At 57.0% G+C, this 13011-nt stretch carries 10 protein-coding genes; 5 read left to right on the top strand and 5 right to left on the bottom strand.

Annotation, left to right across the window (positions count from 1 at the left end; translation table 11 throughout):
• Positions 1-48: 48 nt before the first annotated feature.
• The 5 genes from ACZ5EH_RS08120 to ACZ5EH_RS08100 form a co-directional block, all read right to left on the bottom strand.
• A complete protein-coding gene (locus ACZ5EH_RS08120; protein WP_464277622.1) occupies positions 49-1011 on the bottom strand; it encodes an ABC transporter substrate-binding protein in 963 nt (320 codons plus the stop codon).
• 17 nt (positions 1012-1028) lie between these two features.
• Positions 1029-1787: an ABC transporter ATP-binding protein gene (locus ACZ5EH_RS08115; protein ID WP_464277621.1), complete on the bottom strand. Its 759-nt coding sequence runs from the start codon at positions 1785-1787 to the stop codon at positions 1029-1031.
• Positions 1784-2659, bottom strand: coding sequence for an ABC transporter permease (locus ACZ5EH_RS08110; protein WP_464277620.1), 876 nt, complete (start codon positions 2657-2659; stop codon positions 1784-1786). Before ACZ5EH_RS08110 ends, ACZ5EH_RS08115 begins: the two co-directional genes overlap by 4 nt.
• 243 nt (positions 2660-2902) lie before the next feature.
• Positions 2903-4327 carry a sigma-54-dependent transcriptional regulator gene (locus tag ACZ5EH_RS08105; RefSeq protein WP_464277619.1) on the bottom strand — a complete coding sequence of 475 codons (1425 nt, stop codon included), beginning with the start codon at positions 4325-4327 and terminating at the stop codon, positions 2903-2905.
• Positions 4328-4342: 15 nt separating this feature from the next.
• Complete coding sequence (locus ACZ5EH_RS08100; RefSeq protein WP_464277618.1) at positions 4343-6190, bottom strand: hybrid sensor histidine kinase/response regulator; 1848 nt, start codon at positions 6188-6190, stop codon at positions 4343-4345.
• A 381-nt stretch (positions 6191-6571) separates the two neighbouring features.
• On the opposite strand from ACZ5EH_RS08100, the gene ACZ5EH_RS08095 reads away from it, so the two are divergent.
• From ACZ5EH_RS08095 to ACZ5EH_RS08075, 5 genes are all read left to right on the top strand, one after another.
• Complete coding sequence (locus tag ACZ5EH_RS08095; RefSeq protein ID WP_464277617.1) at positions 6572-7948, top strand: glutamine synthetase family protein; 1377 nt, start codon at positions 6572-6574, stop codon at positions 7946-7948.
• A gap of 96 nt (positions 7949-8044) precedes the next feature.
• Complete coding sequence (locus ACZ5EH_RS08090; RefSeq protein WP_464277616.1) at positions 8045-9154, top strand: C45 family autoproteolytic acyltransferase/hydolase; 1110 nt, start codon at positions 8045-8047, stop codon at positions 9152-9154.
• Between the two features lie 40 nt (positions 9155-9194).
• The gene (locus ACZ5EH_RS08085) at positions 9195-10190 is read left to right on the top strand and encodes a radical SAM protein (RefSeq protein ID WP_464277615.1); all 996 of its coding nucleotides are present in this window, start codon (positions 9195-9197) and stop codon (positions 10188-10190) included.
• Positions 10138-12138, top strand: coding sequence for a molybdopterin-dependent oxidoreductase (locus tag ACZ5EH_RS08080; protein ID WP_464277614.1), 2001 nt, complete (start codon positions 10138-10140; stop codon positions 12136-12138). The genes ACZ5EH_RS08085 and ACZ5EH_RS08080 overlap by 53 nt, the downstream gene beginning before the upstream one ends.
• Positions 12135-12896 carry a type 1 glutamine amidotransferase gene (locus ACZ5EH_RS08075; RefSeq protein WP_464277613.1) on the top strand — a complete coding sequence of 254 codons (762 nt, stop codon included), beginning with the start codon at positions 12135-12137 and terminating at the stop codon, positions 12894-12896. The genes ACZ5EH_RS08080 and ACZ5EH_RS08075 overlap by 4 nt, the downstream gene beginning before the upstream one ends.
• Positions 12897-13011: the final 115 nt, after the last annotated feature.

Genomic DNA, 13011 nt, shown 5'->3' with positions numbered 1-13011 from the left:
CGTCATGCGCCCCTTCTGTAATATGCGAGAACCGGGCGCACCGGGCGACTATTTTTCAAATGCCTCTGGCAGGCAAAGTGCGGCTGGATCAACGTCTTTGGCCAGCATGCCGTTATCAGAAAGGAACGCGACGTCCTCCCGCATGACCTTGAGATCATCCGGCACGAGATGCGTAGTGAAGTCTGCCCAACCAAAGAGCGTCCTGGCGTCCTCCACGGATATGCCATGCTCCGCCGCGCCGATGCGAATGGCTTCTTCCTGATACTGCTCGATAAACGTCATTGCCTGCCGCGAAACCTCCATGAAACGCTGCACAAGGTCCGGATGTTCTGCAGCAAATGATGCAGAGGTCGCGCTCACCAGAATGGGCGTCACCAGCCCCTTGGCTGTTACCAGCACCCGGGCTCCGGCCTCCACAGACTTTATGACGAGGCTCGCCGCCAGGAGCGCGGCATCCACCTGCCCCCCGAGCATGGCCGTGCGCGCCGAGGGCAAATTCATCTGTACGAACTCTACGTCTGATTCCGCCAGCCCTTCACGCGCCAACGCAGCCACCAGAAGCTGATGCAGCACCGTGCCCTTGGGACCGGCCACGGTCTTGCCTTTGAGTCCCGCCACAGATGTGGGACCATCCTTTCCCACCACAATGGCGAATGATTCACAGGGGCGGCTTACCCCGCCTATGATCCTGACCGGATTGCCCCCTGCATTCGCCAGCAAAACGGATGTGGTGTTCACCACCGAGGCAATATCCAGGGACCCCGCAGCCAGCGCCTGGGTCTGCTTGGCTCCGGAGGTGATTTCCCGCCAGTTGACCGTGATGCCGTCAGCCGCAAATTCCCTTTCCAGCATTCCCTTGGACTGCATCACCATAATCTGCAGATTGAACGGCGCTTTGACGTACGAGACATTGATTGCATCCGGTGAAGCGGCTGCAGCGCTGATCGCAAGCAGCATCACAATCACAAATACGCCTGCCGCCATGAACATACGCCGCATTGTTTCAACCATTCCTGCTCCTACAAGCATCAGGGGCGCTCCTTGTTGTTGGTGTCCAGAATAAAATCAAGAATTTCCCCCCGCAGTGCTTCAAACTCAGGCTGCCCCCATCTCCGGGGGCGCGGTAATGCAACCTCCCATTCCGCCACCATGCGGCCGGCCACCATCACCAGCACCCTGTCTGCCAGAATCACGGCTTCCCCAATGTCATGGGTAATGCACAGCACCGTCATGGGGCGTTCGCTCCAGATGCGCGCCAGCTCTACCTGCAATTGCAGACGGGTCAGGGCATCCAGTGCGCCAAAAGGCTCGTCCATCAGCAGCACATCCGGCTTGCGGCACAGCGCCCTTGCAAGGGCGGCGCGTTGCGCCATACCGCCGGAAAGCTGATCCGGATACGCGGCCTCGAAATCTTTCATGCCCACCAGAGATAGCGCCTCGCCGACCGTTCCTCCCTGGTCGGGCACGTCTGTACGTCGCAAGGCCAGGGCAAGATTTTCGCGCACAGTGAGCCAGGGCAGCAGTCTGGGTTCCTGAAACATTACACCCAATCTGGCGCGCCTTTTCGTGCCGCCTTCAAAATCTCCGGGGAACGTGACGCCCCCTGCATCAGGTTGATCCAGACCGGCTATATGGCGGATCAGCGTTGTCTTGCCACAACCGCTGTAGCCAATGACCGCCACAAAGGTCCCGGGCGCCACAGAGAAGTTAACGTCCGCCAACGCCTGAACACGTTTGCCCCCGGTCTGGTAGCGCTTGGAAAGGCCAGCCACAGCCAGGCCAATCATGCGCCTGCCCCTTGCACCAGATGCAACCGGCGGCTCACCCAGGCGGTTGTCCGCGAAAGCGCGGCATCAAAGATATACCCCAGCAGCCCGATAACGCAGATGCCCACAAACACCCTATCCGTACGGGCAAGCTGCTCGGCGTCCAGAATCATGTACCCGAGGCCCGAGGCAGCGGCGATGAGTTCCGCCCCAATGAGGGCGCGCCAGCTATACCCGAAGCCGATACGCAGCCCAGTAATGACAGACGGCAGCGCCGCAGGCAGCAGAACACTGCGAAAGGTATCCCATGGCGTCAGATCGATGGTCGCCGCCATTTCCAAAAGACGGCTGTCGACATTTTCCAGGCCATCATAGGCGTTGAGAAAGATGGGAAAGAAACTGGCCAGGACAATGATCGCCAGCTTGGAGCCCTCGCCTATGCCCAACCAGAGGATCAACAAGGGGATAAGCGCCAGGGGTGGTATGACTCGAAGAAGTTCCAGGGGCACGCGCAGCAAACGTTCGCTCTTGGGATAAAAATACAGCAAGGCGGCAAGCGGCAACGCCAGGCACACCGTCAGGAGGAAGCCGGCGAAAACCCTGGCCAGGCTGACGCCCGCGTGTATCCACAGCTCCCCTGTGCGCAGCGCCTCCACCCCCGCGCTTAAAACCTTGCCGGGGGAGGGGGTGAGGTAGGGGTTCAATACCTCCCAGTGGGCCAACAGCCACCAGGCAAGGAGCACCACTCCCGGAATGAGGGCGATGAGGGTCGCGTTTTGCAGCCGAGACGCCCATGGAGCAGGACGAGGTCGTATTTTGGCCGGTGCATCGCGATGTTCTTCTGGGGAAAAAAGCACAGTTGCCTGTTCCTGAAATGATGGAAATGGTGCCACGTTACCTCAACTTTCCTCATTCTAGCACGGTACCCGATCCCGAGTGAACACCCCGCCCCTGCCAAATTCAAAACCCTGACGTACAACTGCATACATTTTTAATTTTCGTGTTACCGGCAAAGAGAACTACGCCTCCGGATATTTGCTGTCAAGCAGGACCGTAAATACAGCCGCCAGCAATTGATAAGGCGCGAAGCTCCGCCTTTCTAATGGCAGGAGAAGACGCTGAGAAATGTGGTAGAATCAACCTTTCCGGCTGTTTTTTGTGGGGATGCCAGCCAGGGCCAGATAGCGGTAGACGCTGGGAACGCTGAGGCCCGAGAGCTTGCTGGCCTGCGTGATGTCCTGTCCGGTCTCTTCCAGAAGGCGTGAGAAATAGTCACGATCACACTTGGCCTTGTAATCGCGGTAGGAGGGCAGCTTCTCCCCCTGCCTGCGCAGGGGCAGCACTGGCTGTTCAGAGCGGGGCGCATGTTCACGTAACTTGCCGTTCTTTTCTCGTAAAAAAGAAAACCTGACATTGCCCGGTAAATGTTTGGGGTAGATGGTCGGCGCGCTGCCGGCATTTATCACCGCAGCCTCCATGACGCTTGCCAGCTCGCGCACATTACCTGTCCACTTGCTGCCCCGGACCACGTTGAACAGTTCCTTGGACGGAATTTTCGCCTCCAGGCCATAGCGATCACAATATTGATTGATGAACTCCGCTGCCAGAAGCTCCTTGTCGCGCCCCCTGTCACGTAACGGGGGCAGTACAATCTCCATGGTGCGCAGCCGGAACAGCAAATCCGTACGAAAGGCGCCGTCGGCAGCCATTTTACCCAGGTCACGGTTGGTGGCGGCCACAAGACGAAAATCACTGCCAAGCTCTCTTGTCCCCCCTACAGGGCGGTAGGTGCGCTCTTGTAAAATGCGCAAAAACGATTTTTGCAGAGTCAGGGAAAGCTCGCCTATTTCATCAAGAAACAGCGTGCCCCCGTCCGCCTCGGCAACCAACCCCTTATGGTCTGCGTGAGCGCCGGTAAACGAACCTTTGACATGGCCGTAGAGCATGCTTTCCACCAGAGAATCCGTAACGTTGGAACAGTCCACAACCACGAAGGATTTGTCCTTCCTGTCGCTGTTGGCGTGGATGGCCCTCGCGGCCAATTCCTTGCCCACCCCAGTTTCACCGCAGATCAACACACTGGCGTCGCTTTTGGCGGCTTTTTCTATGTCGCGCATGATGCGCTGCATGGATTCGTCCCATGTCTTCATGCCGCACGGATCAAACCCGGCTGTCTGCTTTGGCTTGCTGGTCGTGGCTTCATTGCGGAAACGCAGGGCCCCTTGCAATGATTGCTTCACGGCCTGGGGCGTTGCCGGTTTGGCGATATAGTCCCAGGCGCCGCTGTCCATTGTTTTTTGCGCGCCATAGCTGGAGCCCATGCCCGTGATGACGATCACTTCGGGCTTGCTTGGCGTGGCGGAAAGTCTATCTATGGCTTCCAGACCATCACCGTCGGGCAGGTCCAGGTCCAGGTAAATGATGTCCACACCCATGGCTGCGAGCTCATACCCCTCGCTCAGACTGGAGGCCATCAGCACCTCGTGCTCCAGGTCCTCGAACAACCGTGCCAGGCTGTTACGCACCAGGGGGTCGTCATCAATAATCAGAATATTCGCCATACTTCATACCTGCCATCAAGCGTGGGCCTTGCCGGCGTACTGCCGTACTGTTTCCACAAGCACAAAAGGAGACATGGGCTTGAGCGCAATGGCCAGAACCCCGGCGGCCAGGGCCTGTTCTTCCAGCTCGGGCTCTGCAAAACCGGTGTAAATAACGACATTGGCTGCCGGCGTATCGGCCAAAAGCCGCTTGGACATTTCCAGACCAGACATGCCGGGCATGGTCTGATCCACCAGCACCAGACCATATTTTCCCGGATCAGGGGCCAGCATCTCCAGGGCTGCGTCGCCCGTGTCCGCCTGGTCCACGGAGAATCCCGCGTCGCACAAGGTCCGGGCCATGGCCTGCCGGGCAGGAACATTGTCATCCACCAGCAGAATGCACCCCCCCTGACTGTGCAGAATGCAGGGCTCCCCCCTGAGCATGGGCTGGTACACTGGGCTGGAAGCCTTTGGGAAATACAGGGTAAAACAGGTGCCAATGCCAGGGGTGCTGTCCACCTTCACCACGCCGCCGGCGCTGTTGACGATGGCGTAGACAAGGGCCAGCCCCATGCCGCTGCCCCCTTTTCCTTTGCGTGTCGTGAAAAAGGGTTCGAAGATGCGGTCTATGTGTTCCTTTTCTATGCCTTTGCCCGTGTCGCAAATACGCAGGGTCGCATATTCTCCCGGCTTCAAGTCCGGGTGGGGCGGTTTATGCTGCGCCTCCACCTGGTATTCCCCCAGGTAGACGTTGATGGCGCCCCCTTTTGCCATGGCCTGCACCGCGTTGTGCAGCAAATTGGCCAGCACCTGTTCCAGTTGGGCTTCATTGGCTTTTATAACGCTGTTTCTGGCGCCCACATCCACCCCCACATCAATATCAGGGGGCAACTTGTCTCTGAAATCCTGCATGACCCGCTGCACAATATGGGCGAAATCCAGGTCAACACGCTTTGTGTCGTTCTGCCGGCTGTATTCCAGCACCTGCTCCACCAGCTTGGCCGCACGATAGGCTGCCTGCAGCGCCTCGCCCAGGGTTTCCCGGCAACTTTCCTCCTGCACATGGCTCAGGGCATGGTCAATATTGAAGATGATGGGCACGAGGTTGTTGTTCAGATCATGGGCCATGCCGCCAGCCAGCACCCCGATGGCGCGGAGCTTGCGCGCCTCGAACAGCTCCTTTTCCACGCGCTTCAACTCGGTGACGTCGATGCCAAGCTCCACAACCATGGCTTCGCCGTTCTCATCTTCATAAGGGTAATCATAGATATGAAACGTGCGCCCCATGTCATCTGTGAATTCCCACTCTACAGGCATGCCGGTTTCAAAGACATCAAAAGTAGGGCAATGGGGGCACGGTGACGTACGCCCACCAAAAACTTCATAACACAGCCGGGATTCCGTTCTGCCGTAAAGGTCCCTGACGCGCTTGTTGGCATAGGCAACGGTGTAGTCCTGCCGCTGCATGTAAACAAAGGCGGGGAAGCGATCGAGGATGGCGAAAAAGCGGCTTGTACCCGTATTGTCCGCATCATTGCCCTCGGACTGCTCGGTGCTGTCCAGCTTCAATTCCGTAAGAAAACCTGCGTCACTGGCGGGGATGACCCGGCACGCGAATTTGTGGCGCGTGTTCACCAGCTTCTCCCACCGCGTAAAACGGCGCTCGGCCCTGGCCCTGTCTACGGCGTCCATGGCCATGGCAAGGTCCGACGCCAATCCCTCCGGCAGCCCAAGGTCTTGCAGTTCCGTACCTTTTGCATCGCTGAGCGGCAGAAACAACAGCTCCAGAAACCGCTTGTTGGCGAACAAAAGCTGTTTTTCTTTGGAGAAGGCAGCCAGAGCGTCTGGGCTGTTCGCGGCGAAACGTTCAAAATTTTCCATGCCAAGCAACCAGAATGCAACAGGTTTTATACAAAATTGAAAATTCAACTTCACACAAACCTTATCCAAGTCGGACGACATCGTCAACGCGCCCGCCACAAACAGTAAATGCTTAATATAAAAAGAATTAATTTAATACCACTCAAAATGCAGATTTCTTAATTTTTTAAATTTGATTCTCACTTTCTTAAATTCGATACAGATTCACCCTCTTTGGTCCATTCTGCATAACGCCCGTTTTTTTTACCACATCATATTATAATAATTAAGATACTAAAGAAATAACCAGAATGGCATGAATAATGCTTCTTAGTGTCCATTGACAAATATGGTAGGGCTACACGCGTATTTTGTAACAAAATTATATTTTCGGGAGATACTGTGAACATCCCAAAAAGCAGCATGATCGACGCCATCAAGAAACAGATCAGGGACAACGACATCCAGTTCATCCGCTTTGAACAAAGCGACATCCACGGCGTTTCCAGAAGCAAGACTGTTCCCGTGGGCTGCTTCATGAACTACATCGAGGATGGATTGAATTTCTACGGCGGACTGCTTGGGCTGGACATTCAATCCATGGTGCCCGCCGGAACCGGGTATGCTGAAGAAGTGGCCTTTGCAGACCATTGCACCAGGCCGGACCTCTCCACCTTCACCGTGCTCCCATGGGTGCCCAACACGGCCAACATCACCATCGACCCATACTGGTACGATGGCACGCCGGCCATGGCTTCCCCCCGCCTGCTCCTCAAGAAGCTCATCGATGAATTCGACAAGATGGGCTACATCTGCCGCCTGGGGTACGAATTCGAATTTTACGTCCTGAACAAGGACACCCGCGAGCCCGTTTACAACGACCAGCCCATCTTCGTCACCCTGAAGAACAACTTTGACATCGACTTCACTTACGACCTGATGCGCAAGATGGACCAGGCCGGCGTTCGGATCATCACCCAGAACTCCGAACACGGTCCCGGCCAGCAGGAAATCAACCTGTACTACAAGGACGGCCTCGCCGCGGCGGACACGGCCTTCCTGTTCAAGATGGGCACCAAGGAAATCGCCCTGCAGCATGGCTACATGGCCACCTTCATGACCAAGCCCTTCATCGCATCCAGCGCCTCCGGCTCCCATTTTCATATCAGCCTCATAGACAAAGAAACCGGCAAGAACATGTTCGACGATCCCAACGGCACCTGCGGCCTGAGCGGACTAGCGCGAGACTTCCTTGCCGGCTTGCTGCAACATGCCCCTGCCAATTCCATTTTCACCGCGCCTACCATCAACTGCTACAAGCGCTATCGCGTAAACTCCTTTGCCCCCCACAGCGCAACATGGGGCATGGAAAACCGCACCGTGGGCATTCGTCTGAAAGGATGCAGGGGGCAGAGCACACACCTGGAAAACCGCCTGGCCTGCGGCGGCACCAACCCCTACCTGCTGGCAGTGAGCACACTGGCTGCCGGCTTGGCCGGCATCCGCAACAAGCCGGAACTGCCAGACGCCATTCCCGACATTGCCTACGAACGCGACGACGTGCCCAGACTCCCCTTCAGCCTGGAAGAAGCCATCACTGAATTCGAGAAGGACACCGAACTGCACGAAGTGCTGCACCCCGAATTTGTGAAGCTGATGATTGCACTGAAAAAGTTTGAAGTGGAGACAGCCAAAAGCAAGTTCGACGATTACGGAACGGCCGAGTTCAACAACCGTGTCGATCCCTGGGAATGGGATTACTTCATGGAACTCATCTAATAATAACATCTGTTTGCAGCGGATCGCTTATCGACCCGCTTCAAGCGGATGTCTTGCCAGGGGCGCGCACCGCCTCAGACGATTTTGGAGCAGACCATGTCATTTGGAATTCCCGTTTTGGAGCTGACAGGCACCCCCTATGAAATGGGTGTCGCCCACGGCGAAACGTTGCGTACCTCCATCCGTGACTTCGTCGCCTCCATCACCCGGGTGCACCAGGAAAACAACACCCACCTCAAGGTGGACGATGCAACGCTCAAAGCCTTTTGCATGCGCAACATAGGTTTTGTGCAGAAGTTCTCCCCCGACCTGCTGGATGAAATGCGCGGCATTGCGGACGGCGCAGGTATGGGCCTGGAAGACATCGTCTACCTGAACACCTTTCTCGAGTTGGAAGACCTGCGTGCACCCGGCGTGGGCGGGCGTATCCTGCCCGACGCTCTGTGGGGCTGCACCACGTTCAATGTGACCGCGGAAGCCACGGCAGACGGCGCCGCATACATCGGCCAGACCTACGACATGGAGCGCTACTACGAGAAGTATCTGGCGCTGTTGCGCATCAAACCTTCCGAGGGGCCAGAAGCCCTGGTGGTGACCATGTCCGGCCTCCTGGGCATGAACGGCATGAACACCGCAGGCGTTGGCGCCGTCATCAACAAAATAGTGGCCCCGGACGCAAGGCCGGGCGTCATCTACCCCTGCGTAATGCGCAAGGCCCTGGCCGCCGAACGCATCGGGGACGCGCTTGGCGCTGTCATCTACACCTCGCGCGCCACAGGCATGAACTACCAGCTGGCCGGCAACGGCGTGCACTTTTGCGCCGAAGTCTCGGCAACCAGCTACGACCTCTTGCCCGTGGACAAGGCCCTGGCCCACACGAACCACTACCTCAGCCCCACCATGCGCAGGTTTGAGACGCCAAACTGGCTCAGTCATGGCGGCACCATGGTCCGCAAGCAGGTGGCGGACAACTTTCTGCGCCGCAACACCGGCAAGCTGACCCCTGAACTGCTGCAGGAAATGACCAAAGACCACACCAACTACCCGCGCTGCATCTGCGCCCATGGTTTTCCTGAAGAGGGTGAAAACACCGCCTTTGAAACCATTTTCGCCGTGATCATGCAGCCAGAAGCCGGGTGGATGCAGTTGTGTGTCGGGAACCCCTGCGAAAACGAATACCAGACGTTCTCGCTCCAGGCGTCATAGTCGCAAGCAACGCTGAAATCTTAACCGGAAGCGTATCCAGATGATCAACATCTTTGTCACCTACCGCTGCAACCTGGCCTGCCCGTATTGTTTTGCGCGGGCGCTGCACCAGGACCACCCCCAGGATATGGGGGCGGCGGCGTTTGACAAACTGCTCGTCTGGATGCGCTCTGCCGCGCTGCCCGCGGTGGCGTTTATCGGTGGCGAGCCCACCCTGCACCCCCGGCTGCCGGAAATGATAGAAGCCACAAAAAATGCGGGCATTTCCGTTGTGCTGTTCACCAACGGCCTGTTCCCCGCTTCTCTTGCCGAACGCCTGGCGCCGTATGTCGACAACTTTGTGGTCAATTACAACGATCCCGGCGTCTACGGTCCGGGGCAGCATGAACGTCTGCACCAGAACCTGGAACTGTTGGCCGGGCGCGATGCACGACTCACCTTTTCCAGAAACTTCACCATGGAGACTCTGGACTATGGGGCGCTTATCCAAGACGCCCGCCGCTATGGCGTGAAGGCCGTGCGCTACGATGTTTCCCGCCCTGCCAATGATGCGGACAACGACTTCGTCAACATGGACGGGGCTTCTTCCATCATGCCGCGCATCGTTTCCTTTGTGCGGGAATGCCAGGCCGCAGGCATCCGCACCGGCATGGATTGCAGCGCCAGGCTTTGCGATCTCTCCCCGGACGACAGGGCCTATATGAAGCGCACGTCCATGAAGTTCACAGGCATTTGCCACCCGTCCATTGATCTGCATCCTGATCTCTCGGCCTGTTACTGCCTGCCCCTTAAAGATGTGCGCGTGGACGACATCACCGATTTTTCAGATGAGCAGGCGCTCATACAGTATTTTGCCGAAACCGTGCGCCCCACACGGTTTGTTACCGACGATCCGGCTTGCGCCGATTGCCAGGATTTCAAACGCCTTTGCCAGGGGGGGTGCATGGCCCTCAAGCGCTTGCCGCAAGACTGTGCAAACACACATGAAAGCACGCCTGAAACCAAAGGATATGGTCTGCAACATGTCGCCTTATAAAGAGCTGTTCACCACCTGCACGCGGGATTGCCCCAACACCTGCGGTCTTACCGCCAGGGTGGAAGAGGGGCGGCTCATCAAGTTGACGGGCTCCCCGGCTCACCCCCTGACCAAGGGGAAATCCTGCGTCAAGGCCATGCGTTATGTGCAGCGCGTGTATCACAAGGACCGCATTCTGCACCCCATGATCAAAGTGGACGGCGCATGGCAGCGCGCCTCCTGGGACGAAGCCTTGGACCTGGTGGCTGAAAAGATGCAGGCCATCAAGGATCAGGACGGTCCCGAGGCCATTTTGTACTATCAGGGGTACGGAGAGCGTACGGCCCTCAAGCTTTTGAACGGTTATTTCTTCAATCTTTTCGGCGGCGTCACCACGCTTTACGGCTCCCTGTGCGGCGGCACCGGACAGGCCTCACAGAACCTGGACCTGGGCGACCGCATCTCGCACGATCCGTTGGATCATTACAATTCCACCTCCATGATTCTTTGGGGGCGCAATCCGGTCTCCACAAACATCAGCCTGGTGCCGATCATCAGAGACCTGCGCAAACGCGGCGGTTCCGTGGTGCTGGTGGATCCCTTCAGGAACAAGTCCGCCTCTCTGGCAAGCAGACACATCGCTCCAAAACCTGGATACGACGTGTTCCTGGCCATGGCCGTTGCAAAGCTGCTTCTGCTGGCCGGCGCGGAAGACCGGGATTTTTTGCAAAACCACAGCAAGGGCGCTCAGGAATACCTGTCCATCCTCGAGCAATACACAGTCGCTGATTTGTGCGCTTTGGCAGAGGTTTCGGAAGATGATGCCCTGTACCTTTCCAGAATGCTGCAAAATGAGCGCCCCACTTCGATTCTGCTGGGGTGGGGATTGCACCGCCACGAGCACGCCCACCTTTCCATACGCGCCATAGACGCGCTGGGCGCCATTTCCGGAAACATCGGCGTGCCAGGAGGCGGTGTCAGCCAGGGATTTGAAGAATACGGCCCCTATGATCAGCAATATTGGGGCGATGAACTCCACCCGGAACACCGCAAACTGCTCATGCCGCGCATAGGCGAAGAAATCCTGGAAGCGGCCAATCCACGCATCCGGATGATCTTCACCTCAGCATCCAATCCCATTTGCATGGCGCCCAACTCGGACAAAATCTGCAAAGCCTTCGAACAGACCGAGTTCGTGGTCTATAACGGCCATTTCATGGACGACACCGCGGACTATGCAGACGTTTTCCTGCCGTCCACCACATTTGTGGAAGAAGACGATGTCATGGCCTCCTACGGGCACAATTATGTCGGCCCAGTGAATAAAGCCATTGAACCGGTTGGGGAGTGCCTGTCCAATTTCGATATGTTTCAGGAACTTGCAAAACGTTTTCCCTTTGCAGACGAATACTGCCGCCCACAGCAGGAGTGGCTGGAAAAAATCTGCTCCCCCATCTGGGCGCAAGGGTGCACCCCCGAGCAATTGCGACAGGGCGCCTTTCGCCTGCAAGCGCCCATAGTGCCCTACACGGACGGCGTCTTCCCCACCGCATCGGGCAAATTCGAATTCATGACGTCTTTCGATCCTTCGGTATTGCAGCAGAGCTCTCCAGAGTATCCTTACAGGCTGCTGAGTATCGCTCCCCATGACTATATTTGCTCGGAACGCACCATGGACGACCACCCGCCCTTGCCTCCCGTCTGGCTGCATCCGGAAGAAGCCGCAAAACACGGTGCCACGGAGGGCGAGACCATCATCGTGGCCAGCCCGGTGGGTGAGATCAAGGCGACGCTGCACCTGGACCCAAGCCTCCGCCAGGATTGTCTTGTTGCCGAACGCGGCGGCTGGATAAAGGCCGGACACGGGCTGAACCGCCTGACCAGAGACATGGCCAGCAAGGTGGGTAACGGCACGCCCTACTATGAAACGACTGTGACCATAAAAACCATTTCTGGGGGCGATGCGTGAGTCTCTTCAGTCCTTCGCGCAAGGCGCTAAATTTCCTTGTGTTCCAACATTCGGACAATGCGCCCTGCGGCAATTTTTGCAAAGCGCTCAGCGAACGCGGCGCCAATATCCACCTGGTGAAGCTCTGCGACGATGAGCCCTTTCCGGAATCGCCCCTTGATTTTGCGGGGCTGGTGGTGCTTGGCGGGCCGCAAAACGCCTGGGATGACGAACAGTGGCCCCACTTTGTGCACCTGATGGAACTGATGCGGCAATACGATGCCGCAGGCAAGCCCGTGGTTGGCATTTGCCTTGGATCGCAGATTCTATCCCGCGCCCACGGCGGCAGTGTCCATCGCATGGGCTCCCTTGAATTCGGATTCATCCACCACCAGCTCACTGAGGCAGGCAAAAAAGACCCTGTTGTAGGCGGTATCGAACTCCCGGCCCTGATGGGTTTCCACCAGGATGCCTCCGACGTACCGCCCGAAGGCACGCTGTTGATAAAGGGCGATACCTGCCCCTGCCAATGTTTCAAGGTCGGCAATGCATCATACGGGTTCCAGTTTCATTTGGAAGTCGATCTGCAAATAGCCATGAAATGGATACACCTGCTCCGAAGCGGACAGATAGAGCACTACAGATGCTACGCAGATCAATTCAATGAAGATTTCTTCAATGACATGCTTTCAAGAATCAACACCTACGCCGAAGAGTCAGAGAAATTTTGCAACACAGTTGCCGAGCGCATCGCAATGCTCTGCAATCAGGAACAATAACCAGAAAACGCATTGCGTTCATTTACAGAGACGCGCTGCGCAACAACTTTCAGATGAAAGAGAAAACGGCCACAAGGAAACTTTTTTGTTGTCATTGCAACCCCACTTTACATCA

This window comes from Desulfovibrio biadhensis (assembly GCF_055388615.1).
This window is presented reverse-complemented; position numbering and strand designations above follow the sequence as displayed.